This window comes from Dongia deserti, from assembly GCF_003574735.1.
In the GTDB taxonomy this organism is placed as follows: domain Bacteria; phylum Pseudomonadota; class Alphaproteobacteria; order Dongiales; family Dongiaceae; genus Dongia_A; species Dongia_A deserti.
The window spans coordinates 1-25524 of sequence record NZ_QORW01000018.1 but is presented as its reverse complement, the minus strand read 5'-3'; the positions used below and the strand labels follow the sequence as shown (position 1 = coordinate 25524).

Annotated in this window: 19 protein-coding genes; 9 read left to right on the top strand and 10 right to left on the bottom strand. The window is 63.0% G+C overall.

Annotation, left to right across the window (positions count from 1 at the left end):
• Positions 1 to 135 precede the first annotated feature (135 nt).
• On the bottom strand, positions 136 to 1245 hold the full coding sequence (locus DTX69_RS23265; RefSeq protein ID WP_284736014.1) for an ABC transporter substrate-binding protein: 1110 nt from the start codon (positions 1243 to 1245) through the stop codon (positions 136 to 138).
• Positions 1246 to 1411: 166 nt separating this feature from the next.
• On the opposite strand from DTX69_RS23265, the gene DTX69_RS23260 reads away from it, so the two are divergent.
• Positions 1412 to 2371: a LysR family transcriptional regulator gene (locus tag DTX69_RS23260; protein WP_119303982.1), complete on the top strand. Its 960-nt coding sequence runs from the start codon at positions 1412 to 1414 to the stop codon at positions 2369 to 2371.
• A gap of 338 nt (positions 2372 to 2709) precedes the next feature.
• Here the strand turns inward: DTX69_RS23260 and DTX69_RS23255 are convergent, their stop codons facing one another.
• The 3 genes from DTX69_RS23255 to DTX69_RS30370 form a co-directional block, all read right to left on the bottom strand.
• Complete coding sequence (locus DTX69_RS23255; protein ID WP_119303981.1) at positions 2710 to 3513, bottom strand: hypothetical protein; 804 nt, start codon at positions 3511 to 3513, stop codon at positions 2710 to 2712.
• A gap of 124 nt (positions 3514 to 3637) precedes the next feature.
• Entirely contained in the window at positions 3638 to 5695 is a 2058-nt protein-coding gene (locus tag DTX69_RS23250) for a serine hydrolase domain-containing protein (RefSeq protein ID WP_119303980.1), read from the bottom strand.
• A 460-nt stretch (positions 5696 to 6155) separates the two neighbouring features.
• Complete coding sequence (locus DTX69_RS30370; protein ID WP_162917494.1) at positions 6156 to 6611, bottom strand: hypothetical protein; 456 nt, start codon at positions 6609 to 6611, stop codon at positions 6156 to 6158.
• A gap of 222 nt (positions 6612 to 6833) precedes the next feature.
• Between DTX69_RS30370 and DTX69_RS23240 the strand changes: the two genes are divergently transcribed.
• A complete protein-coding gene (locus DTX69_RS23240; RefSeq protein ID WP_119303978.1) occupies positions 6834 to 7802 on the top strand; it encodes a helix-turn-helix transcriptional regulator in 969 nt (322 codons plus the stop codon).
• Positions 7803 to 7942: 140 nt separating this feature from the next.
• On the opposite strand, the gene ggt is transcribed toward DTX69_RS23240, so the two are convergent.
• The 5 genes from ggt to DTX69_RS23215 all read right to left on the bottom strand — a co-directional run bounded on the left by ggt (position 7943) and on the right by DTX69_RS23215 (position 13470).
• A complete protein-coding gene (gene ggt, locus DTX69_RS23235) occupies positions 7943 to 9529 on the bottom strand; it encodes a gamma-glutamyltransferase (RefSeq protein ID WP_119303977.1) in 1587 nt (528 codons plus the stop codon).
• 15 nt (positions 9530 to 9544) lie between these two features.
• On the bottom strand, positions 9545 to 10348 hold the full coding sequence (locus DTX69_RS23230) for an ABC transporter permease (RefSeq protein WP_119303976.1): 804 nt from the start codon (positions 10346 to 10348) through the stop codon (positions 9545 to 9547).
• A complete protein-coding gene (locus DTX69_RS23225; protein ID WP_119303975.1) occupies positions 10348 to 11265 on the bottom strand; it encodes an ABC transporter permease in 918 nt (305 codons plus the stop codon). The genes DTX69_RS23230 and DTX69_RS23225 overlap by 1 nt, the downstream gene beginning before the upstream one ends.
• Positions 11262 to 12344, bottom strand: coding sequence for an ABC transporter ATP-binding protein (locus tag DTX69_RS23220; RefSeq protein ID WP_119303974.1), 1083 nt, complete (start codon positions 12342 to 12344; stop codon positions 11262 to 11264). Before DTX69_RS23220 ends, DTX69_RS23225 begins: the two co-directional genes overlap by 4 nt.
• Before the next feature lie 88 nt (positions 12345 to 12432).
• Positions 12433 to 13470, bottom strand: coding sequence for an ABC transporter substrate-binding protein (locus tag DTX69_RS23215; protein ID WP_119304072.1), 1038 nt, complete (start codon positions 13468 to 13470; stop codon positions 12433 to 12435).
• Between the two features lie 211 nt (positions 13471 to 13681).
• On the opposite strand from DTX69_RS23215, the gene DTX69_RS23210 reads away from it, so the two are divergent.
• From DTX69_RS23210 to DTX69_RS23185, 6 genes are all read left to right on the top strand, one after another.
• The gene (locus DTX69_RS23210) at positions 13682 to 14383 is read left to right on the top strand and encodes a GntR family transcriptional regulator (protein WP_119303973.1); all 702 of its coding nucleotides are present in this window, start codon (positions 13682 to 13684) and stop codon (positions 14381 to 14383) included.
• A 583-nt stretch (positions 14384 to 14966) separates the two neighbouring features.
• The gene (locus DTX69_RS23205; protein ID WP_119303972.1) at positions 14967 to 16520 is read left to right on the top strand and encodes an ABC transporter substrate-binding protein; all 1554 of its coding nucleotides are present in this window, start codon (positions 14967 to 14969) and stop codon (positions 16518 to 16520) included.
• A gap of 91 nt (positions 16521 to 16611) precedes the next feature.
• Entirely contained in the window at positions 16612 to 17556 is a 945-nt protein-coding gene (locus tag DTX69_RS23200; RefSeq protein ID WP_119303971.1) for an ABC transporter permease, read from the top strand.
• Positions 17543 to 18439, top strand: coding sequence for an ABC transporter permease (locus DTX69_RS23195; RefSeq protein ID WP_284736013.1), 897 nt, complete (start codon positions 17543 to 17545; stop codon positions 18437 to 18439). Before DTX69_RS23200 ends, DTX69_RS23195 begins: the two co-directional genes overlap by 14 nt.
• 3 nt (positions 18440 to 18442) lie before the next feature.
• The gene (locus DTX69_RS23190) at positions 18443 to 20473 is read left to right on the top strand and encodes a dipeptide ABC transporter ATP-binding protein (RefSeq protein WP_119303970.1); all 2031 of its coding nucleotides are present in this window, start codon (positions 18443 to 18445) and stop codon (positions 20471 to 20473) included.
• 61 nt (positions 20474 to 20534) lie between these two features.
• Positions 20535 to 22556: a CocE/NonD family hydrolase gene (locus tag DTX69_RS23185; RefSeq protein ID WP_284736012.1), complete on the top strand. Its 2022-nt coding sequence runs from the start codon at positions 20535 to 20537 to the stop codon at positions 22554 to 22556.
• 89 nt (positions 22557 to 22645) lie between these two features.
• Here DTX69_RS23185 and DTX69_RS23180 read toward each other — a convergent pair whose 3' ends face one another.
• Positions 22646 to 24178 (bottom strand): trimethylamine methyltransferase family protein, encoded by a 1533-nt coding sequence (locus tag DTX69_RS23180; protein WP_119303968.1) that lies wholly within the window; start codon positions 24176 to 24178, stop codon positions 22646 to 22648.
• A 218-nt stretch (positions 24179 to 24396) separates the two neighbouring features.
• On the opposite strand from DTX69_RS23180, the gene DTX69_RS23175 reads away from it, so the two are divergent.
• Positions 24397 to 25362: a GlxA family transcriptional regulator gene (locus DTX69_RS23175; RefSeq protein ID WP_119303967.1), complete on the top strand. Its 966-nt coding sequence runs from the start codon at positions 24397 to 24399 to the stop codon at positions 25360 to 25362.
• The last annotated feature ends 162 nt before the right edge of the window (positions 25363 to 25524 follow it).

Below are 25524 nucleotides of genomic sequence, written 5' to 3'. Positions count from 1 at the left end.
TCCTCCACTGGTCCGGCGAGACCGCCGCTCTCATTGCCTCACTTTACCCAAACAGCAATGTACGCTGCGACCGCGCCGGTCCACGCCTGCGGTGGACCAGCCCGGTCGCGTTGTTCCGTGCCGACGAATCCGGCCTTAGCCGGCGATCATCTCGGTCCATTTCTGGTTCAGCCAGTCGGACCGCTCCGCATAGATGTCGTAACGCGGAATGATCGGGGGAATGTCGCTGGCGACGGCAGCGAATTCCTCATCCGTCAGATCGAGCAGGCTGCGCTTCACGGTCGGCGCCGTCCCAACCTTGCGCGAGAGCGTGGCCTGGATCTCTGGCCGGCACATATAATCGATGAAGGCATGCGCTTCCTCGATGGCCTTCGAGGCTTTCGACACGCACCAGGAGCCGGAATCGAGTACACCGCCTTCCTTCGGGAAGACCGAGCGTACCGGCTTGCCCTCCGCGGCGGCCAGCCCGGTTACATCGTGATAGTACTGGCCCATCGGCACCTCGCCTGTTTCCAGTGCCTGCTGGAACTGGCCCTCGTCGCGGTACCAGAGCGCGACATTGGGTTTGACTTCCGCGAGCTTCTCCAGCGCCTTCAGTTGGCCGTCCTCGGTATCCAGCATCTCCGTGCCGCCAAACCAGGCCTTGGCCGTGATCTCCAGGAGGAAGGAGTTGGTGGCGAGCGCCAGCAGGCCGATCTTGCCCTTGTTGGCCGGATCCCACAGCGCCTTCCAGCTGTCGGGCGAGGTCGGATAGACGTCGGTGTTGGTGACGAGGGTGATGTACCACGAGACGGCGCCGATCGCGGCGATGCCGCCATCGTCATAGCGCTGCACGAAATGCGGCTCGAGATTCTTGGTATTACCGAGCTTCGCCTCGTCCAGTGGCGCCCAGAGCTTGGCGCTCTGTCCCTTCAGCCGCGTGACTTGCGCCATCATCGACACATCGGCCGGGGCCTGGCCGGCTTTTGCCGCCTGCTCCAGCTGGATGAGCCAGGCTTCCCCCGTAGGTTCGGCGACCGATTGAATTTCGATCCCTGTTTCCTTGGTGAAGTCGGGATAGATGTGTTCGTCGAAGGAGTCTTTGAAATAGCCGCCATAGGTGCCGACCTTAAGGGTCTGGGCGGCGCGGGTCTTGATGGAAGGGAAGCCGATCGCGGTGGCACCCGCCAAGCCGGCAGCGCCGGCCAGCAGGGAGCGTCGTGTCAGGCTCCCTTTATGAATCGTGTTCGTCGGACGATGGGTCACGTTCGGATCCTCCCGTGGCTAGGCGGCCCACCCTCTTTGGGGCCGGTACGCTAAGGGCCAGCATTGCATGTTTGTTTCCCCAACTCTCTAGACCGTCTTTACTTCGGGGAGGATAAGGGTTAGTCAAATATTACTTTTGTGATCTCAAAAGTAATAGGCGGGTCCCATGAGACGCGTCTCCGATGCCGACCTCCGGCTCCTCAAGATCTTTGCGACCGTTGCCGAATGCAACGGCTTCGCCGCCGCCCAGGCAGAGCTCAATCTCAGCGCGCCATCGATCAGCAACTATATGACGGCTTTGGAACAACGCCTCGGCGTGCGGCTCTGCACCCGCGGTCGCGCCGGCTTCGCTCTGACCGACAAAGGCGCCATCATCTATCGTGAGGCGCAGAAGCTGTTCGCCGCCGCCGACGAATTCGCCGCCAACGCCGGCGCGGTCAAGGGACGCTTGACCGGCACCCTCCGCATCGGCCTGGTCGATTGCATGGTGACCGATCCACGCTCGCCGGTCATCGAGGCGGTCCAGCGCTTCAGCGCGCGCGATCATGACGTGCGGCTCGAGGTCTCCATCGCAGCGCCCGTCAGCCTGCAGCGCTGCGTTCTGGAGAAGCGGCTGCATCTTGCCATTGCCTGCTTCCCCTCAGATATCTCGGCGCTGCCCGCCGAGCCGCTCTATGACGAGATCAATAGCTTCTACTGCGGCCTAGGCCATCCCTTCTTTCACAAGGCTGACGTCTCGCTTTCCGATATCCGCGCGAGCCGCGTCATCGCGCGCAGCTATTGGCGCCACGCCGATCTCTCCCGCCTCGGCATCGAGCGTGAGGCCGCCTCGGTTGATTTCATGGAGGCGCAGGCGACACTCATCCTCTCCGGCGCCTACGTCGGCTATCTGCCGGAGCACTACGCCGCTGCTTGGGTCGCCGAGGGCAAGATGCGTCGTTTGCTGCCGGAGCGCCTCACCTACGTTTCGCCCTTCTCGCTCATCCAGCGCCGCGGCAGCGGCGACGTACAGGTCGTGCGCCAGTTCATACGCGATCTGCGCAAATGCCTGCCGACGCCCCGCGGGCCGCGCCTTGAGGTGTCCTTCGCGCGGTCGCGGCGCGCCGCAGCGGGCGGGATCAGATAGTTCAGCGCGGGTCGGCGCCGCGTATCACGCGAGTGCGATGGCGCGCGAAGGCTTCCGGCGGCGCATCGTTGGCGCGCATCAGATCGTGCATAAGCGAGGCCATCGTCTTTCGATGTCCAGCACCACGAGCAGTGACGCCTGGCCCGGATCGGCTGCCAAATCGTAGCGGCGCGCCTCGCTTTCGAGCAGCGACGCTCCAGCCACGACGGCGGCGGATTTGATCTGGAGCTGAGGCAGCTCCTCATGCTGTCGTCCTCACCGATCTTGCGCGGCACGGTTATGCGAAACCCCAGCCGGCTCTTGCGTGACGCGCGGGGCGGGCGGCCGGTCCGAAACGGCTAGGGTGCGCACGGGCGGGCGGACGCCGTACAATTCCACGTCCCGGCGAACTTGCAGCTCGTATTGCGGTCCTTGGCGTTGTTCCAGTTGCCCCAGTTGTCCGGGTAGTGCTTTTTCACTTCCTGCGCCCATCCAGCCTCGGCCGTCGCCTTGCCGCCGATCCTGGTCACGGCCGCGAGCCGCGTCACCGAGATCGCGTCGCCGCATTGCTCGACCGGTTTGCCGGGACCGGCCGTCGGCTTCCCGGCCCCGGTAGGCTTGCCGCTGCTGGCCGGCTTGCCAGTCGAGGTTTGCTGGGCGGGCGGCTCGGCGTCTGGTCCCTTGGTAGTCGGTTCATCCTTGTTGACGTCGGACGTCTTCTTCGCCGGCGTCTTTTTTGCCGGCGGCTCCGCACTTGACTTCTTGGTGCGCACTTGCGGGCCGCAGGTTGCCTTGAACGACACCCAGTCCGAGAGCTTCCCTTGGCCGACCGCTTCCGCCATGTAATTGATGTCGACGTCTGCGGTGATCTTGAAAGTCTGCGTGTATGTCGCGAGGTAGTTGCCGGCAGGCCCCTTGACGGCGGCGGCCGACAACTCGCCGGTCTTGCCGCCGCTATCGTTGCGGATGACGAACTTCACAGTGCCAGGCTCGTTGGTGTGCGCCCAGGCCGTGACGGTGGCGTCGCGTGGGCAACTGACGCCGCCGTTGTCGATGACGGCGAGCTCCACCTTGCTGACGTCGAGCGCCCGGACGCTCGTGGCCCACGCGGCGACAAAGACCGCCGCCCCCGCGATTATCGCTGCATGAAAAACCGTGCTCATGGCTGCATCTCCCTGTTGAGCCTTCATCGCGCGATGCGAAAGCCGGGGTGGGCCGCTTGAATCAGTTCTGGCGCCGCATTCAGGTTGGGGCTGATCTTCGTGCACCTGTCGCTCGTGCTCTTGCCTATTGCACGCGCACGGGCGTGCCGCTGCGCTGCGGTGCGTTGGTCGCCGTGCACGCGCCGTTCTTCAGCGATTGACCGCTCGGGCACTGGCATTTGTTCGCGCGCACAACGCCGCCGGCACACGCACTCTTCGGCGCTGCCGGCGACACCGGCAGCGTCACGCTGCGGATGCAGCGATATGCATTGGCGCCGGTCGCCACCGCGTTGAAACCACTTGCACAGATGCAACTGCTGCCGCTGACCTTGCCGCCACTGCACGTAAGCTTTGCCTGTGGGAGTTGCAGCTGCAGTGGCACTGGCAGTACCGCGGCCGGAATGCACTGAAACGTGTTTCGATATTTGCCGACCGCTTTCGCAATTTGCCCGGCGGGGCACTGGCACGAGTATTGAGTCGCCTTGCCTTGGATGCTGGCCGACGCGACCGCTTTGCCGCCGTTGCAGACGAGACGCGGCAGCGCCGGTGCCTCAGGTACAGCCAGCTTGCCCGCTGGCGGCGGTGGCAGCGGGGCAACAGTGTATCCAGGCTGCTTTGCGCACCGATAGAGCGGATCGAACAAATCGTAACCTTGCGGAATGTTTGCCTTGCCGGCCGCGCGTGCGATGTCGCGGATCAGTGTGGTCGGATTATCCGCATCGATGTTGAAGCCGATTGCGACATTGATATCGGAGAGGTCGATATGGTCGCCCGAAGAGATGAACCCGGGCACATATTTATGGATGAGGGCACTCCCGCCGTCGAGCGCGCCGTCCTTGACGAGTTCGCCGGCGCCGGCGCGCTTGTCCCAGCCGAGCGGCTGATCTGAATCGATCGCGGGATAGGCAACTGTTTCCATGAGGTCGATCGACGCGGCGCTAAGGATCGGAATAGCCGTCTGCTTGTCGGTCGCGCACATCAGGCGGACGAAATCCTGTGCGGTGCCGACCCACCCCCCAGCCGCGACGCCCAGATTTGGCGCGTTGAGGATTTTGTGTGCGATGGGTTGCGGATTACCGTTCTTGTCGCGCGTGTGCCGGAATGCATCGAGTGGGCCGACCGACGTGTAGGCCGGGACCATTTGACTAAGTCCGAGCGGCTGCAGAATCCGCTGCTGAATGAACTGGACGTAGGACATTCCGCTGCGCTCGGCGACGATATGCCCGACCAGCCCGAACCCGTGGTTGGAATATCTCTGCTTCGTTTCCGGCTCGAACAGGAACGGCGGGCCTGCCTCCCCCAGCAGCATGGCGAGGTGCAGCTCCTTATAGGTGAGGTCCGCCTCGCTCTTGCCGAAATACGCCGTAGCGGCGTCGACGTCGCCGTTGCGCAGGAGCCCGGACGTGTGGCTCAGGAGATGCTTGACCCGCACCTTGCTCGCCCAGGCAAGAACCGTTTCGACGTTGGGCGTAGGCGTCGGGACCGCTCCCGCAGCAAGTGACGGGCTTGTCGTCTTCAGATTCGCGACACCTTGTATCATCGCATTGAAATACGCACCCGGATCGGGGAGCGCGCCGGGCGTGAAAATCACGCCGGGTGTATCGTTGGCGTTGCCTCCGGGCAACGCCGTCGCCTTGCCGTAGACGAGGTCCTCCACCTTCAGCTTGCCGTCATCGACGAGTTTCATCGCCCCGAGCGCTGTGACGAATTTCGCGACGCTGCCGAAGAAGGTGCGATGCCAGGGCTGCATTGGGATCTTGGTGGCGAAGTTGGCATAGCCGTAACCCTTCGACCACACCAGACGCCGTCCCTTGGACACCGCGACCGTGGCGCCCGGAATCTTGTTGGCCATGAGATAGTCGTGCACGAGCTTATCGACAGGCGCCATTTGCGGGGCACCCTCGCCCGAGAAGGGAAGCGAAAACACGCTCTTCAGTCCGGTGCCGGGCGCGGGTCCGACCGGTCCGGGTGGATTGTACGGCGGCACCTTCAGCTGATCGACTTCCGCCACATCGATCGGTGCATTGTGCAACGTACGGAGCAGCGCGCTGGCGGCGGACTCACCACCGGCTTCGTTTCCGCTGGCTGGCGGCACGCCAGTGATCACCGCGCCGACAAGGAAGAGACGCAGTACCCTTGACATCCTCAACCTCCCGGTAACGTCCCCACTTGATGAATCTGTTCAGCGGGATGGCGGACGCGATCCTTTGGTAGTCCGAGCGCCAGGCAATCGTTTCGCTTGTTCCGGAGTGATCTGGAAAGCGTCGGCCGCAGGAGCCTGCGCCGCCCACCAGACTGTACATTCGCTCGGGCTGCAGATGCCCTTTGCTTTGCAGGTCTGTTCCGGAGTGGCTGGGACCCAATGGCAAAGCGGGTCGCCATTGCGCTCCTCGCCGACGCATGTGTTGCCGCAGATGGCGACAACTCCGCCGTCAGCGGAGACAGGCGTTGCAAAGAATGTGGCCAGAACGGCAGCGCCGAAGATGAGCGCAAAGGCAAGGCCAGGCACGTGTCGGAGCAAATGATGTGGTATTGTCGGGTCGGGCATCTGATGTCCTCCGCGGGAGAAGGTTGAATCGCGCAAAGAGTGGACCGGATCGCCATCATTCGAACGGGTTGATCGTCTTGGTGTCCTTCTCCGGAAACGGGTTGATCAATTTGGGCTTCCAGCTGTCGAGGCACTCCTGCGTCGGCGCTGGTGGACAATCGGTGGGAGGAACGTCGCTGCCGGCCGCAGCCTGGGTTCCGCCCGACGCTAGGGACTGATACTTCTCCCAGGAGTTCTTCTTATAGCCGGACATGATCCGGCTATTCACGCGCATCTGGGCATTTCCCTGAGTTTGCGGAGTGACGATGATCTGCTGGGAAGCCGAGGTTGAATCGTCGGCGGATACCACTCCGGAAGCAACGACGGATCCCGCAATCACCAATGCCGCCGACGCTGCGAACGACCTGAACGAAATCATCTTCAAGCTCCTTCGAATTTGGATGGGCAGCTGCTCCGCTGCCGCAATCACGGTCTGAGAATCCAGTGCGCGGCCAGGCAGGAGCTTGTCCATCCGCAACCGGCGGTATGACGATTTATGCCGTCGCGGACGTCAGATAGGACGCGCAGCTTGCTATCATGGGCAAGAGTCCTGCTGTCATGAATTGGTGATCGAAGTGGCCGGCCCCGTCTTGGACAATGGCGACAAAGCCTTGGACTCTGGCGAACGGAACGCGCTCGATTTGGCGTCCGGAAGACGGTATCTTTCAATTCTGGACATCGGCGGGGATGCATCGTGAAAAAGCAGGATGCCAGCTTCACGCCTATCCGCTTCTCGAGCAGCGATCTGCCCGAGCGGGAGCGTGTTCCCGTGTGGCGGGAATTCTGGGGGCGGTCGTTCTTCGGTGCGGATATCGAGCCCATTCGTGACACTCCGTTCCATGTCGAAGTGACAGCCCGACTCCTGCCCGAAGTCGGGCTAGTCTCGGCGACATGTTCGCCAAGCCGGTTTTCCTGCGTTCCAGCGATGGTGACCGATGACACTGACACTATCGGTCTTATCATGGGGTCTGAGGATGTCGTCGTGAGGTTGGGTGGGCGCGAGGTTGACGTAGAAGCCGGCTACGCCGTCGCAATGGCCACCACCACGGCAGCAACGATGCTGTGGCATTCCTCGCCGCGCTTCCGCTCCGTTTTGGTGAGCCGCGCCGCGCTTGCGCCGCTCGTTCCCGACCTCGATGAAGCGGTCACGCAGCCCCTTCCGCAACGATCGGAGGCGCTGCGATACCTGCTGGGCTACATGCGGTTCCTCGAGGAAGATGGGGTAGCCCTGAGTCCGCAGGTCGCGCAATCGGCGTCGCTTCACCTGCGCGACCTGTTCGCGCTCGCGCTCGGTCCCGGAAAGGAGGCGGCCGTCGCCTTGGGCCACAGTCTGCGGACCGCCCGCCTGCAAGCGATCAGGCGATTTGTCGCTCGGCATTGCGACGACTGTCGGCTTACAGTGCACACCGTTGCGTCCCGGTTTCATGTGACGCCTCGCCACGTCCAGCGTCTGTTCGAAACCGACGGCACGACGTTTTCGAGGTTTCTATTGGAAACACGATTGGCGCGTGTGCGCGAAATGCTCGCTGATCCCTCCTTCAGTGGATGGAGCATCAGCGCGGTTGCCCTTCAAGCCGGCTTCGGTGACATTTCCTATTTCAATCGCTGTTTCCGTCGCCAGTTTGGAGCTTCACCGAGCGAGTTACGCGGCAGCCTCTGTTAGCAGGTTGACCCTGAGGCCTCGCGAGACGATCGACAACTAGCTCGCACCTCAGCTGACAGATGCGGCATGCGACGCGTCGTTGGATCGCGCCCTCGAGGACACGTTTCCAGCACGATCCCCTTGCCTCGAAGCGGGATAGGTCAATAACCCAGCGCGCAACCATCCTTGCGTGGATCGGAAGCGCCGGTCAGTGTTCCCTTGTGCCAGTCGATCCAGATCGCCTGGCCACCGCCATGAGGCTCAGGCGCGATTTCAACGCGGTGACCACGCTTGCGCAGCCCCTCGACCGCCGCGGACGGAACGGCGCGCTCGGCCTCCAGGATATTGGCGTCGTAGAACACCCTCGGCGCATCGAGCGCCGCCTGCGGATCCATGCCGAAATCAAGCATGTTGGTCAGCAGGTGGACGTGGCCGAAAGGCTGATAACCGCCACCCATGACACCGAATGGCATGATGGCGTGACCATCGCGTGTCACCATGCCGGGCATGATCGTGTGCATCGGCCGCTTGCGCGGCGCGATGCAGTTGGGATGCCGGGGATCAAGCTTGAAGCTGCTGCCACGATTCTGAAGCACCACGCCGGTCTTCGGTGAAACGATGCCGCTGCCAAATGAGTGGAAGGTCGAGTTGATGAAACTGACCGCATTGCGGTCCCGGTCGACGATGGAGATGTAGACCGTGTCGCCCGTCGGTAGAACCATCTGCGGCAGATCCGTCATGGCGCACGCCGGATCGATCACGGCGCGGAGCTGATCGGCGTGGCGCGCTAACAACAGGTCGCCAGTCGGCACGGCCACCTGATCCTGGTCCGCGATGAAGCGATCTCGGTCGCGGTAAGCCAGGCGGCCCGCTTCCACCTCGAGATGCAGCCGCTCGGCGCCAAGCGGGTCGAGCGCGCCAAGCTCGAATCCGGAGAGGAGGTTGAGCATCAGAAGCGCGGTCAGACCCTGATTGTTCGGCGGCATCTGATGGATGTCGTAGCCCTGGTAGCGCGTGCTGACCGGTGTCACGTAGTTGCCCTTGGTTTCCGTGAAATCCTCCAGCGTATGGAGACCGCCGAGCGCGCCCAGGCAAAAGGCAACGTCTTCCGCGACCGGTCCCGCATAGAACCCGTCGCGTCCGCGCTCCGAAATGATGCGAAGCGTTGCCGCCAATTCGGGCTGCACATGCAGATCACCTGGTCTCGGTGCGGCGCCGTCCGGAAGGAAAATGCGCGCTGCCGCTCGATCTTGTCGTAGCAGTTCCACGCTTTCGGACCAATCGAGCGCGACGCGGTCATGAACCACGTAACCCTGCTCCGCATATCGGATCGCCGGAACCAGGGCCGCATCGATCCCCTTGCGTCCATGGTCCTCGAGCAGCCGGCACCAGGCATCGATCGCACCGGGGATCGTGACCGAATGGGCGCCGTAGGCCGGCACCTGGTCAAAGCCGTTTGCCAAGTACCAGTCCACCGTGGCAGCGGCGGGAGCGCGGCCTGATCCATTGAACGCGAGCACCTCCCCACGACCGTCTGGGCAGTACAGCACAAAGCAATCGCCGCCGATTCCCGTCGATTGAGGCTCGACGACTGCTTGGACCGCCGCGGCGCAAACGGCCGCATCCATCGCGTTGCCACCCGAACGCAGCATGTCCAATGCCGCGCAGGTCGCGAGCGGATGAGATGTTGCCACCATGGTTTCGGTCGTGCGGACCGGCGAACGGCCGGGAAGCTGAAAGTCACGCATGATCTGACCTTGTCCCTAAGAGCGACGGCGCCCCAGCAGTTGGGCAAGCGTGAGCAAGAGAACGGAAAGGACGATGAGGCAGGTCGAGATCGCGGCAATGGTGGGATCGACCTGATCCCGCAAGGCAGTGAACATCCGGCGCGTCAACGTGGTCGTCTCTCCGCCTGATATGAACAAAGCCACCACGACTTCGTCGAACGACGTGATGAAGGCGAACAACGCGCCTGACACGATCGAGAACCGGATCTGCGGCACCGTCACCTGCCAAAAGGCCGCGAACCGGTTGGCGCCTAGGCTGCGCGCGACTCGCTCCTGGTTCATGTCGTAAGTCCTGAAGCCGGATAGCACAGTCAGCACGACCAGGGGCAAGGCCTGCACTGTGTGGGCGATCACCAGCCCGGTCAGCGTGTTGTTCAGCCCGAGCTTCGCATAGAGGAAGAACGTGCCAATGCCGACGAGGATGACGGGAATAATCAGGGTCGCGGTCAACAGCGTCTGAATAAAGCCGGAAAAGCGCAGTACGCCCGAATTGATCGCATAGGCGGCTGCGGTGCCGATCGGCGTGGCCACCAGCGTCGTCATGACCGCCACCTTCACCGAGACGATTGTCGCGTCGCGCCATTCGACTGACCCGAAATACGCCTCGTACCAGCGCAACGACCAGCTCTGCGGCGGGAACTGCAGCAGGGTCGACCCGGAGAACGACATGGGCACAATAATGAGGGATGGTCCAATCAGGTAGACTAGCACCAGCCCGCCCGTCACATAGAGCCACGAGCGGCGCCAATGGGAGATCGGCAGGGCTTGATCCGAGTACATTACCCACCCCACACGCTGGTTGCGCGTGCGCCCATCAGGCGATGGAACAGCGCCAGCAACCCGAGCGTCACAGCCAGCAGCACGACGCCCAGCGCGCTGCCCGCTCCCCAGTTGGCATAGAGGCTGGTGGTCTGCTCCATGCGCATCGCCCACATGATGACATTCCCGCCGCCCATCAGCGCCGGTGTCACGAAGAAACCGAGGCAAAGGACAAAGACCATGATGATTCCCGCCGCCAGCCCGGGCAGCGAGAGCGGGAAGAAGATCTGCCAGAACGTCGCCGTCGGACTGGCCCCGAGATTCATGCCTGCCCTGAGATAGTCGGTGTCGATCGACTTCATGGAGCCGTAGAGCGGCAGGACCATGAAGGGCAGCAGGATATGCGTCATGCCGATGATTACGCCGGTGAAGTTGTGCGCGAGCGGCAGCGGCTGATCGATCACACCGAGATCCATCAGCCAAGTGTTGACCAGTCCCTTACGCTGCAGGATGACCAGCCAGGCATAGGTGCGGACGAGAACCGAGGTCCAGAACGGCAGGATCACAAAGATCATGCAGATGGCCGCCGCGCGGCGCGAGATCTGCGAGAGCATGTAGCTCAAGGGATAGCCGATAAGGACCGTCAGGCCGGTCACCAGAAACGCCACCTGGAAGGTAGTGATGAATGTCCGAACGTACGAGCGTTGCTCGAAGAAGCGCGCGTAGTTGGCGCCGCTGAGGGCGCCGGACTCGTCGAAGAAAGACAGCCAGAACAGCCAGCCGATCGGCAGTACGATAATAAGACCGACCAGGATCAGGCCGGGCGAGCAGAGCGCCAGGAAAGTCAGCGATTCGCGGCGCGCATCCTGCGTCAGCCTGGCGGAATTGAGAGCGCCTCGATCGGCGAGTACACCCATGTCGGCAACCTGGGCGGTCATCGCTCGGTCACGACGGTGGTATCCTCGGCCGGAATTTGCAGGCGGATCTGCGCCCCGGCCGAAGGAATGAGGGACAGGACGTCGCTGCGGCAATAATCACGCAATGCGATCTGCTCACCTCCCGCGAGGACCGCATAGCAGAGGAAGCTGTCACCCTGGTAGACGACATCCCGCACGACCGCTTGCAGCACGTTTGCGCCATTGAGGTTCGAGGCGCCGCCCGCTACCCGGACTTTTTCAGGCCGCGCCACCAGCCAGTGCTGGCCCGCCGAAGGCAGTTCGGATGTCGTTTGCAGCCGCTGACCGTCGTACCAGACCGCGCCGTCTTTGCATTCTACCGGGATGAAGTTCGATTCTCCGATGAAGCTCGCGACAAATTTGGTTTTCGGCCGTGCGTAGAGAGCTTCCGGCCGATCCAACTGCTCGATCCGTCCGTTGTTCATCACCGCGATGCGGTCGGACATGGTGATCGCTTCGCGCTGATCGTGCGTGACGTAAACGGTCGTCATGCCAAGGCGGCGATGGAGACTGCGCAGCTCGATCTGCATGTGCTCCCGCAGGCTTTTATCCAGCGCGGAGAGCGGCTCGTCCATCAGCACGATACGCGGCTCGAACACGATGGCACGCGCCAGCGCGACACGCTGCCGCTGGCCGCCGGAGAGCTGGTCGACGCGGCGATCGCCGAGCCCGGAGAGCTGCACGAGTTCCAACGCCCTTCCTACCTTGGTCGCCGTTTCCTTGGCTCCAACGCGCCGCTGTTTCAGCGGGAACGCGATATTCTGGAACACGTTCATGTGCGGGAATAGCGCGTAGTTCTGGAATACCATGCCGATGTTGCGCTTGTGCGGCGGCATGGTGATGATCTCCTCGCCGCCGACCTTTACGCTACCCGCGTTGGCGCGCACGAAGCCGGCGATGATCATCAGCAGCGTTGTCTTGCCGGATCCCGACGGACCAAGCAGTGTCAGGAACTCACCCGGAGCGACATCGAGATCCAGATCGGCCAGCACCGATACAGGGCCGTAACGCTTGGTAATACCTCGCATGCTGATCGGCAATGCGGACTGCGCGGCGGACAACGGCCTACTCCTGTTCGGCTGGTCGGCTGAGGCGAAGCGCGGGAAGCACGGTACCGTTGCCTTCCCGCGCTGCACGAAGCAACCTTTTCTATTGCTGGATCAGGTTGTCGAACTCTTCCTGCGCCTCGATCATATGGTCGGCCCAGAAGCTCGGATCCATCAAGACCTGCTTCTTGGCATTTTCCGGTGCGGACGTGATTTCCGCGACCTTGTCGGCGGGGATCTTACCGGTCTCGAACGCCTTCAGGTTGACCGGGCCGTTCGCGATGTAGAGCGGCAGATTTGCCTGGATCTCAGGCTTCAAGAACATGGCCAGTGCTTTCATGGCCACATCCTTGTTCTTGGCACCTTTCGGAATCACCATGCAATCGGCATTCAGCACGCCCTGGTCGTAGGTGTACGAGATCGGCGCACCCTCCGCCTTCAAGGTGCTGGCACGACCATTCCAGATGCTCGCCATGTCGACCTCGCCGTCCTTGATGAGCTGCATGGCCTGCGCGCCGGACGTCCACCATGCATCGACGTGGTCCCGAACTTTCTCCAGCGACTTGAGCGCGCGTTCGATGTCGAGCGGATAGACCTGGTCGAGCGGCACGCCATCAGCGATCGCCGCGACCGTCAGCGTCTCAGTCGCGAAAGCGCCACCCAGCGCGCGTCGGCCGGGGAACTTCTCGACGTTCCAGAAGTCCGCCCAGGTCTTGGGCCCGTTCTCGCCGAAGACATCGGTGCGATAGATGAGCACGACCGAATAGAAGGTGATGCCGACCCAATCGTCATGCACAAGCTTCGGGTCGATTCCGGTCGCGTCGATCACCTCGTAGTCCAGCTTTTCGAACAGCCCTTCCTTCGTGCCGCGCGCGCATTCGTCCGCGCCGAGCTCCACAAGGTCCCACTTGACGGCGTTGCCGTTGACCTGGAGCCGCACATCATCAAGGCCGTTGGTGGTGTCCTCCTTGATGGTGATGCCCAGTGCGTCCGCCGTCGGTTTGAAGAAAGCCTTCGATTGCGCTTCTTGATAGGAACCGCCCCACGATGCGACCGTGATCGTATCCGCCGCGGCCGCGACCCCGCTGGCCGACGCTGACAGCGCAGCCGCCGTCAGCACACCCATCCACAACTTGGTCATGTTCGCCTCCTCCCTGTGCCGGCTTACGCCGGCTTGTTGTCGCATACTAAATTGTATACATTTCTGCATGTAATCAGATGAGCCAGGGGTCTGTCAATGCGTAGCCGTCGATGAGGGGCTCGCCTATCCGCTTGGTTGCGGCCAAGCTGGGACTGGGGGACCAACGATGGATTCGGTGAGCAATCAGCCCCAAGGAGGGAATGCGCCAGGGATGCCCAGAGGAAAAAAGAAGAACACGCTGCGCGAGTCCGTCTACGGATCGCTCAAGGCGATGATCGTGACGGGCCAGCTTTCACCCGGCGCCCGCCTCACCGAGAACGAGCTGGCTGCGAAGCTGAAGGTCAGCCGCACGCCTGTTCGGGAAGCACTCAATCGCCTCGAGCGCGACGGACTGGTGGCAGGTCGGCGCCAAGGCTACGCGGTCAAGGAATTCGACATTCACATGTTCCGCGAGGCATTCGAAGTGCGCGAGCTGCTCGACGGCCACGCGACCGAGCTGGCGACCGCGAAGATCACCGCACCCGACAAGCAGCGCCTGCGCGAGATGGTCCGTGAATGCGAGCGGCTGGCGAACCTGCCCGATCGCAGCCGCGATGACATGTTCCAGGAGCTGCAAATCGGGATGGACATCCACCGCGCGATCGCCGAGATCAGCGGAAACGAAATGCTGCGCGACCTGCTCAACGGCATCCTCGACAAATGCCAGCATTATGTCTGGATGGAGCTGCTCTGGCTGGATGAGTGGCGCATTGCGCGTGATGAGCATGCCGCGATTGTCGAGGCTATCTGTGCGGGCGACGCACCACGTGCCGGCGAGCTCGCACGGCAGCACATCCGTGGGTCGCGCACCAACATCCTGCGTCTCTTGGAGGCGAAGTCCCAGTTTCAGTCGTTCTTGGCGCGGGCCTCCTGATTCGCATCTCGATCGACAGCCAAGCCTGCCTGGCGCAGCACCAGCTCTCGGCCCACGGTCTCGGTAGGGACGACCGTTTCCGGTCGCCCCCGGCGCAGATCCCCGCGTGCGCTGCTAACGCACCAGGATTGCGAAACACTGTGCTCGGCAACCGGGTGGCGTGCACGTGACTTCCGCGTTGGAAGACACCAGGGATTCTGTCTTGACGTGGAGAGTGCCTGGGCCGTGGTACCTTGGCTGCCGCGCACTCGCTACTCTCCACGTAAAAGGAATACTGGCATAAGAGCTCGTCTCCAGAATGCTCGAGCGGCACGCGCCAAATCGGGGACGTATGATCCATCGGCGCCAGTTCGCCAGTCGGACCTCCAGGCGCAGCCATCGCGCTTGACTCCTCGGATGCATTGCCAAGCAACGCCGCATATGACAGGCTTATCCTAAAGCTATATACAGGTAGGAGGCGTAGGGCTGGCGGTCTGGCGCCACACGCCGCGCCCTTGACCGGTAAGGCGCGATTCAATACGGGAAACTCGGCGCTCGAACGGCGCCAACAACAAGAAGATCAAAAACGCAAGGGGAGGACGTCATGATCGAAGACAAACTCAACAGACGTACGTTTCTGGCATCTTCGGCAATGGTCGGCGGCGCGACCCTTTTCGGTTTGCCGCTGTTCGCGAGAGATGCCAGTGCGCAGGCGACGAAGCTCATCGCCCGCACCAATGGCGACATCAGCATCCTCGATCCGGGCTACATGATCGGCGACGCAGAGATCGAGATGCAGAACGCGGTGCTGCCGGTGCTGCTGAACTTCCATATCGGAGACGACGGCGTCTATGGTTGGCAACCCTCGGTCTACGTGGAGAAGTTCGAGGAGCGCGATCCGACCCACTATGATTTCGTGCTCAAGCCGGGCTTCATGTGGACCAACGGCTACGGTGAATTCACCGCCGAGGATGTCAAATACACGTACGAGCGCATCAAGACCACCGACTGGAGCGGAAATTTCGAAGCGCTGGATCGTGTCGAAGTGACCGGCAAGTACAGCGGCACTCTGGTGCTCAGCCAGCCCTATGCGCCGTTCACGCTGCTCGGTCTGACCAGCGGGCCCGCCGCCATCCTCTGCAAGGCAGCGATGCTGAAGGTCGGCGAGAAATTCACTACCGAGTTTCCCGCGACCTGCGGTCCCTACGTGTTCCAGTGGACGCCCAAGCAGAAGCTGTCCCTGCGGCCGAACCCCGAATGGACTGGTCCGAAGCCAGCCTTCGCGGAAGTGGACGTGCTGATCATCACCGAGGCTTCGGCGGCGGAACTCGCCTTCGAAGCCGGCGAGGTCGCGGTTACGGAGATCACCGCCTCGACCTATTCCCGGTACAAGGACAATCCGCCGCCAAACGGCGCGATCCATGTAGCGGGCGCGCTGCAGTATATGTGGCTGGGCATGAACACGGAGCACCCGAAGCTCTCGGACATCCGCGTGCGCAAGGCGATCCAGCACGCGGTCGACGCCGAGCAGATCATCCAGGGCGCCTATGATGGTACCACGGAGAAGTCGAACGGCATCATCTGCCCGGGCCTGATCGGCCACCGCAAGGCGACGAAATACAGCTACGATCCGGAGAAGGCCAAGGCGATGCTGGCTGAGGCTGGGGTCAGCGGGTTGCAACTCGAATTGAAGACCCTTAACGAGCAGGAACGCGTCCTGGCCGCGCAGATCATCCAGTCGCAGCTGGCCGCGGTCGGCATCACGGTCAAGGTGATCCCGCTGGATTCCGGCCCGTTCTGGGAAATGGGCGATGACAAGAAGGGTGACCCCAAGAACCTGCAGATCTGGCTGATGCGTTTCGGCACCAATCCTGATCCGCAGGAAGCCACCCAGTGGTTCACCAGCGATCAGGTCGGGGTATGGAACTGGGAGCGCTGGAAGAGCGACGAGTACGACGCGCTCTACAAGCAGGGCATCGCCGAAAGCGATGAGGAGAAGCGCGAGGCGATCTATCTGCGCATGCAGGAGATCATGGAGGATACCGGCGCCTATGTCTGGGTCAATCATGAGCCCGAGGTCGTCGTCCATCGGAAGGACATCAAGGTCGACGTCCTGCCGTCCGGCGAAATGCGGTTTCGTGCGTTCACCAAGGCCTAGGCCGTAGGGAACACAAAATCCGGAGCGCAACGGCCGGCCGCGTCACGCTGGCCGGCCGCCTCCTGGCAGCAGCCGAGGGCATCGTCCGAAAGTGTTTCATTACCTGCTCAAGCGCATCGGCCTGTCGGTCGTTATCGTGCTGTGCGCACTGCTGGCGCTATTCCTGCTGCTGCATTTGATTCCGGGAGATCCGGCCACGATCGCCCTTGGTCCCAGGGCCACGCCGGAAGCCATCGCCCGCTATGCCGCGAAAATGCACCTGGATGAGCCGATTCTTCTGCAGTTTCAAATCTATCTGTTCAATGCGCTGAGCGGCGATCTCGGCGTCGACGTGTTCTCCGAGCGCAGCGTCACCCGGATCGTACTGGAGGCATTGCCCTCAACGCTGATCCTGGCGGCGGTCGGCCTGCTCTGGGCCGCGCTGATCGGCGTTCCGTTGGGTTGCATTTCCGCCGTCCGGCCGAACAGCTGGTTCGATCGGCTGACCGGCGTCATCTCAGTCGCCACCATCGCCATTCCATCGTTCCTCGTCTCCATCTGGTCGCTGTTAGTTTTCGCGGTGATCCTGAAATGGCTGCCGGTGATCGGCGCGGGAGAGCCCGGCGACCTCGCCGACCAGGCGTACCACTTGGTTCTCCCGGCGTTTGCGGTCGGGCTGAGTTGGGTTGGCTATCTTGCCCGCATGGTGCGCGCCTCGATGCTCGAGGTCATGAACGAGACCTATATCCGTGCCGCCCATGCCTTCGGCCTGGAACCACGCACCGTGGTATTTCGCTATGCGCTGAAGGTGGCGATCCTGCCGACCATCACGCTCATCGGCATCGGCTTCGGCGGCCTGCTTTCCAGCGCCCTTTTTGCTGAGATCATCTTCACCCGGCCCGGGGTCGGCAAGCTGATCTACGACATGGTGATGAATCGCAACTTCCCTGTCGTGCAGGGCGCCGTGCTCATCACCACAGGAGTATACGTGTTGATCAATCTTGGTGCCGACCTGGTGGTCGCGTGGCTGGATCCCCGTGTCCGTGACTCCCTCTGAGAATCCGGCCAGCGCGGCGCTGGCGGCCAATACCTTCCGCGGCGAGGGCGGGCGTAAGCTGCGCCGCCTCTTGGGCAACTGGCAGGGCCTGACTGGCGTCGTGCTAGTCATGATGTTCCTGGCCAGCGCGATCTTCGCGCCGCTGCTGGCGCCTTACGATCCGAACGCGCTGGACATTCCGGCGCGGCTATCAGGCCCCACTTGGCAGCACATCGCCGGCACCGATCAGCTCGGACGCGATACGTTCTCCCGCGTACTGCATGGCGGCCGCGTCGCCCTCTACGTCGCGACAATCGGAATTTCCGTTTCGATGGTGTTCGGCCTGCTGTTCGGTATGCTGGCGGGGTACGGGCCGCGCTGGCTCGACAACACGCTGCTGCTGCTGTTCGACGTGATCCGGTCCTTCCCGACCATTATCATTGGACTGGCCGCGGTGGCGCTGTTGGGTCCGAGCCTCAACCTGATTCTTGCCATCGTCATCGTGACCACCATTCCCGCATATGCGCGGCTGGTCAGGACCAGCACCATGGCATTGCGCAACACCGAATTCATCATCGCCGAGCGGTCGCTGGGCGTAACGCTCAGCGGCATCCTTTGGCGGCACATCCTGCCCAACGTGATCGGCCCCATGTTCATCCTGGCCGCCATGGACGTGCCGGTTGTGGTGACGGTCGAGGCGGGCCTGAGCTTCCTCGGCCTCGGCGTGCTGCCGCCGACTGCAAGCTGGGGCAGCATCCTCAACGAGGGCTATCTGCTGATCCGCCAGACGCCATGGCCAATCGTCGCCGGCGGCATCCCCCTGGTGCTCACCACGCTGGGATTCACGTTCCTGGGCGAGGCGCTGCGTGACGTCTTCGACCCGCGGCTGGCCAAGGGTCACTGACCGATGACGCCGCTGGTGCAAATCCGCAATCTGGACGTGATATTCGATACCGACCGCGGTCCGGTCAGGGCACTGCGCGACGTCAGCTTCGACGTGCCGCGGGGCAAGATCGTCGGAGTCGTGGGAGAGAGCGGCTCGGGCAAGAGCACCGTTATCTGGTCGATCGCGCGGCTGCTATCGGCCAATGGCCGTATCGTCGGCGGCAAGATCCTGTTCGACGGGCGGAACCTGTGTGACCTGGGCGAGGCTGCACTGCGCGACTTCCGCGGCCGGCAGGCATCGATCGTGTTCCAGGATCCGATGACGTCGCAGATACCCGTCAAGTCCTATCGGCAGCAGATCATCGACATCCTCTATCGCAATCGGGAGCAAAGCCGTTCGCAGAAGATCGGCCATGCCTTGGCGATGATGCGCCGCGTCGGCATTCCGGACTCCGAGCAGCGCATCGACCAGTTCCCGCATCAGTTCTCCGGCGGCATGCGGCAGCGCATGGGCATCGCGATGGCCTTGCTGATGAAGCCGCAGCTCCTCATGGCGGACGAGCCGACCACTGCGCTCGACGTGACCATGGAGGCGCAGATCATCCACCTGCTGCGCAGCCTCCAGGCGGAGATGCACACCACGATCATCCTCGTCTCCCATAATCTTGGCCTAGTCGCCGAACTCTGCGATGAAGTGGTGGTGATGTATGCGGGTGAGGTGGTGGAACGTGGGCCGATCGGCGCGGTCTATGCTCGGCCGGCACACCCCTATACGCAGGCGTTGATCAACTCCGACCCGGCGAGGGTCACCGAGCGCCGGCGCTACCTGCCCACCATTCCGGGCGACTTGCCCGATGTCCGGTTCAAGCAGGCGGGCTGCATCTTTGCCGGCCGTTGCCCCAAAGCCTTCGATCGCTGCCGCCATGAGGAGCCCGCTGCCCACGTCCTGGAAGAAGGACACGACGCACGTTGTCACCTCCTGGACCCGAGGCAGGTAGCCTCCTCATCCGTGACCGCGGCGTCGCGCCAAGAAGGATGGGTGCCGGTAGATCCCGGTTCCAACGTGGCAGCGACAGAGCCACTGGTCCGGGTACGGGACCTTCGCGTCAGTTTTCCCGGGCGCGGCGGATTGGCGTCGCTGCTACCTGGCGCGCAGCCGGCGAAGATCGACGTGCTTGTCGACGTCAATCTCGACCTCCGGGCCGGAGAGACCCTGGGCCTGGTCGGCGAGAGCGGATCGGGCAAGACCACGCTCGGCCGCTGCATCCTGGGTCTCATTCCGGCTTCATCGGGTTCGATCACGCTGCGCGGCCGGGAATTGACCCGGCTTAGCGAACGCGAGTTCCGGCCGCTGCGCGAGAACATGGCGATGATGTTCCAGGACCCGGTCGGATCGCTGAGTCCGCGGCAAAGCGTGCGTTCGCTGATCGTCGAGCCGTTGGACGTGCATCGCCCGAAGGGATTCGACCGGGATGCTGTTGCCCTCAAGCTGGCCGACATGGTCAATCTGCCACGCGAGCTTCTGTCGCGTTACCCACACCAATTGTCCGGCGGACAGGCGCGGCGCGTCGGCGTGGCGCGGGCCCTGGCGCTCGAGCCTGACCTGATCATCGCCGACGAGCCGACCGCCGGACTCGACGTGTCGATCCAGGGCGAGGTGCTGAACCTGATGCGCGATCTGCAGATCGCGCACAACCTCACCTATCTCATCATCTCGCACAATCTTCCGGTGGTCCGGCACATCAGCGGCCGGCTTGCGATCATGTATCTCGGTCGGATTGTGGAACAGGGAGACTGCGAGGCGATATTCCGGCGCCCGGCCCACCCTTATACCGAGGCGCTGATCAACGGCATCCCGCAGCCCGACCCGGAGCATCGACGCACGCTGGCCTCGATCGAGGGCGAAGTGCCAAGCGTCGCCTTCCGGCCCCGCGGCTGCGAGTTCCATGCGCGCTGCCGCTACGCCCAGGCGCGCTGCCGCGAAGAGCCACCGGAAGAGACAGTCCTTTCGGATGGCCGCACGATCCGCTGCCATTTTCCACTCACAGGCTAGAGCAACGGAGTCCAATTCGGGCGGCGGCGATCGCGCGCCGCCCATGACCAGGGAGAGACGCGTGAACCATCGGACCGAATTTCCGCACAAGACCAAGACGCTGCACCATGTGGAGATCCCGCTGGCGGACGGCACGATCCTGTCATCGACCGTCTGGCTGCCAGTGGATGCCGAACGCAATCCGGTTCCGGCCATTCTCGAGTACCTGCCTTATCGCAAGCGCGACGGCACCACGGAGCGCGATGCCCTCAACCATCCCTATTTCGCCGGGCATGGCTATGCATCGGTGCGCGTGGACATGCGCGGTTCAGGCGATTCCGAGGGCGTGCTCAAAGGCGAATACCTAAAGCAGGAGCAGGACGATGCGCTGGAGGTCCTCCGCTGGATCGCTGCGCAGCCCTGGTGTACTGGCGCGATCGGCATGATCGGAATCTCATGGGGCGGCTTCAACGGTTTGCAGGTGGCGGCGCGGCGGCCGAAGGAGTTGAAGGCGGTGATCTCGCTCTGCTCCACGGATGACCGCTACGCCGACGACATTCATTTCATGGGCGGCTGCCTGCTGGTCGACAAGGTCATCTGGGGCTCGACCATGTTCGCCTACAACGCGGCGCCGCCGGACCCGGCGCTGGTCGGCGACAAGTGGCGCAACATGTGGAAGCGGAGGCTGGAGGAATCCGGTTTCTGGCTGGAGGAATGGCACCGCCGCCAGCGCCGCGACGAGTTCTACAAGCACGGCTCGATCTGCGAGGACTATGCGGCGATCGAGTGTCCGGTCTATCTGGTGGGCGGCTGGGCCGATGGCTACACCAATCCAATCTTCCGGATGCTGGAGCATCTGCGCTGCCCGCGAAAGGGGCTGGTCGGCCCTTGGGCGCACAAGTATCCAAACTTCGCCCTGCCCGGCCCACGCATCGGCTTCCTGCAGGAATGCCTCCGCTGGTGGGACAAGTGGCTGAAGGGCAAGGAGACGGGCATCATGGATGAGCCGATGCTGCGGGTCTGGATGCAGGACAGCGTCGCACCGCGCGCTATGTATCAGGAGCGGCCGGGCCGTTGGGTCGCGGAGCAGGCTTGGCCGAGCCCGCGTATCACGCCCGTGGCCTATCTCTTGGCCAAGGGCATACTTGCGCAACCCGGGACCAGTACTGCCTCGGAAATGATCAGCATCAGATCGCCGCAGACGGTCGGCCTCGCCGCCGGAAGCTGGTGCCCGTACGGCCTGTCACCCGATCAGGCGACTGATCAGCGCGCTGAGGCCGGCGGGTCGCTGGTGTTCGATACCGCGGTGCTGGAGCAGCCGCTGGAGTTCGTCGGCGCGCCGGTGCTCGACCTCAAGGTGGCGGCCGACCGGCCGAATGCCTTCGTCGCGGCGACCCTGTCGGAGGTCTTGCCCGACGGCGCGGTGACCCGCTTCAGCTACGGGCTGCTCAATCTCACTCATCGCAACGGTCACGAGAAACTCGAGGCGCTCCGCCCCGGCGAGGCCTATCGTGTGCGAATCAAGCTTAACGACTGCGCCCAGAGACTCGGCGTCGGCAGCCGCCTGCGCGTTGCCATCTCCTCGACTTATTGGCCCACGACATGGCCCTCACCAGAGCCAGTAACGTTGACAATCTTCACCGGCGAAAGCGGGCTTATGCTTCCTGTTCGTCCGCCTCAGGCCGCAGATGTCGACCTCCCGGCCTTCCAGCCGGCAGAGAACGCGCCGGCGTTTGAGTCGACATGTATCAGGCGCGGCGACACACATGCGCGGATCACTGCGGACCTAGCCACCGGCACAGTTACCCTGGACGAGTACAGTGACAGCGGCCTGATCCGGATTCCGGAGTTCGACTGGGAATATGCCGCCAAGACTCAGAAGCTGTTCTCGATAACGCCGGACGACCCGCTCTCCGCAAGAGCTGAGATCACCTGGAAAAAGGAATATGGGCGCGGCGATTTCCGCGTCCGTATCGATACGCGGACGGTCTTGACAGTTGGAAAGGACGACTTGCTGTTGACCGCGACACTGGATGCATATGAAGGCGAGGCACGAGTCTTCTCACGCGAATGGGACATTGCGCTCCCCCGGGATCACCTCTAGCCGGGCGGGGAACGGCTGAAGTTGCTCGGCCCACTAGGCGATAGTCCGCCACCTCAAGGCTCGCGACCACGATGATGAGGATCCATCGCCTAGTGATCGACGTGCGCCAGTTCTTCCTTGCGGCGCGCGATGAAAGCATCCAGCTCTTCCACAATGGCGGGATCGAGCGGCGGCGCCTCATAGGACTGGAGCGTATTCCGCCAGACTGCCGTGGCGCGTTGCGTGGCGTCGAGGCCGCCGCCCGCCTGCCATGCCTCGTAGTTCTTCCAGGAAGACACCAGCGGCTCGTAGAACGCGGTCTGGTAGCGCTCTAGTGTGTGGGCGGCACCGAAGAAATGGCCGCCGGGCGGAGTCTGGCTGATGGCATCCAGGGCGATCTCCGCTGCGTTCACTTCGATCGGGCTGATAGTCTCGGCCATCATCTGAAGCATTTCGACGTCGAGGACGATCTTCTCGAAGGATGCGGTCAACCCGCCCTCCATCCATCCGGCGCCGTGATAGACGAGGTTGGCACGGCCCATGACCGCGGACCAGATCGACATCTGCGATTCATAGGCGGCCTGGGCGTCCACGGACGTGCTGGCGCTGGCGTTGCTCGCCCGATAAGGCAGGCGATAGAGGCGCGCAAGCTGTCCGGCCGCCATGGTGGCTTTGGCATTCTCGGGCGTGCCGAAGGCCGGGGCGCCGCTGCGCATGTCGACGTTGGAGGTGAAGGCGCCATAGACCACGGGCGCACCTGGCCTGGTCAACTGCGACAGCACGATGCCCGCCAGTGCCTCGGCATTCTGCTGCACCAAGGCGGCCGCCACGGTGACCGGCGTCATGGCGCCCATGAGCGTGAAGGGGGTCACGATCGCCGGCTGTCCAAATTCCGACATCGCCATCAAGCCATCGGACATCGCCTCGTCGAAGCGGCGCGGAGAGTTGACCGATATGACCGTCAGAACCGACGGATCGCCGATCAGCTGCTCGCGGGTCTTTCCGCGCGAGATCGCCATCATGTCGATGCCGTCGAGCGCCCGGTTGCGACCAATGGCCGTGCAGTGGAACACCTTGTCGGAATAGACGAGATTTGCGCGATAGCAGTCGAGGTGGCGCGTGCCGGCGGGGAGCTCGATGGGCGCCGTGGGCTGATTGCCGACATAGTGGATGATATCGAAGCTCTGAGCCAGCTTGATCAGGTTCACGTAGTCCGCATAGTTTCCGGAGCGGCGCCCGTTGACGCAGTCGTGGATGTTGGGCGGACCGGCGACCAGGCTGAACGAAATGGCGTTCTCGCCGACAAAAAGCGCGCGATCCGGATTCCGAGGCGTGAGCTGGAAAGCGGCAGGAGCAGTCGAAAGCGCCTGGGTCACCATTTCAGGCGCGATACGGACAAGCCCCGTCGCCTCATCGACTTCCGCACCGGCCTTGCGGAAAAGTTCGCGCGCCGCCGCGCCCATGAACTCGATTCCGATCTCTTCCAGAAGCCGGAGCGAAGCCTCGTGGATTTCCATCAACTGGTCGGGCGCCAGCGGCTCAACCGGCGCCAGGCCGGTGCGCACGCGCCTCCACTTGGAGACAGCGGGGCCCGCGCTCCGTCTTGTCTCGCGGCTGCGCCGTCGCCGTAGCGGTTCTTCCATAAGGCACCTGGAAAGCGGTTTCTATCGGATAGTGTTTGATCCGACCCAATGTTCCCACTATCCTGATTCCGACCAGTGCTGTGCTCCATTGGCGCGTTTGATCAAATGCGCAACCAGGCTAGGGATTCCTGTCCTTGCAACATCTTCCGTACCAATGGACTTTTCGAGCGTGGCAGAACTCCGCCCCACGGCAATCCTGTTCGCCAAGGGATTGATCAGTGACGGTGGCGCACGATGTTTGCCACGTCGGAATCGTGTTGATTCCGGGCTTCTCCCTCATGGCCTTTGCTTCGACCGTCGAACCGTTGCGCAGCGCCAACCTGATGGCCGGCAAGACCCTCTATCGATGGACCTATCTGTCCACCGGCGGCGCCAAGGTCTCATCGAGCGGTGGTCTCGAGGTCATTACCAGTCGCCTGCCTTCGGGCGAGGCCGACGTCGACATCATCGTCGTGTGCGGCGGTCTTGGCTGCGAAACCTACAGAAACGACAGGCTTCTGGCGTTTCTGCGGGCGCAGTCCCGCCGCGGGACGCTGGTCGGCGCGGTCAGCACGGCGAGCTTCATTCTCGCTCGCGCCGGTCTGTTGAAGGACCGGCGATGCACGGTCCACTGGGACTATCTGGAGGCCTTTCGCGAGGCATTCGGCGAGCTTGAAGCCCTGGAAGAGTTGTTCGTCGTCGATCGCGGCGTCTTTACTTGCGCCGGCGGAACCGCCGCCATGGACATGATGCTGCATCTGATACGCACGCGCCAGGGGAACGGCCTTGCGGCAATGGTCTCCGATCAGTTCATCCACGGCCGTGTTCGTCAGCCCGCCGACCGGCAGCGCATGAGCATGCGGAACCGACTTGGCGTGGCACAACCGATGATCGTGAAGGCCATCGAGGCGATGGAAAGGTCGTCGGAGGGCGAGTTGGACCTGATGAAGGTCGCCGAAGGGCTGGATATCTCGTCGCGTCAGCTGCAGCGCCTGTTCAAGCGCTATCTCAGTACATCACCATCCAAATACTACATGAAGATCCGGCTGGAGCGAGCACGCAAGCTGCTGCAGCGCACCTCGCTCCCGGTCCTTGAAATCGGGATCATGTGCGGCTTCACCTCGGCCTCGCACTTCAGCAAGTGCTACCGCGAACAGTTCGCCACGACGCCGACAGGAGATCGTCAGCCCGATTCCGAGTTCTAGCTGGGGCTGCTCCTCAACTCCACGGGAACGGCGAGTTCGACGTGGGATGCAGCTTGCCTTCGGCGAAGCGGGAGAAGCGGAACGGGCTGAGCAGGTCGCTCTCGTTGCCGCAGAGATCGTCCGCCACCAGCTTGCCGACGCCGATCATCTTGTAGCCGTGGT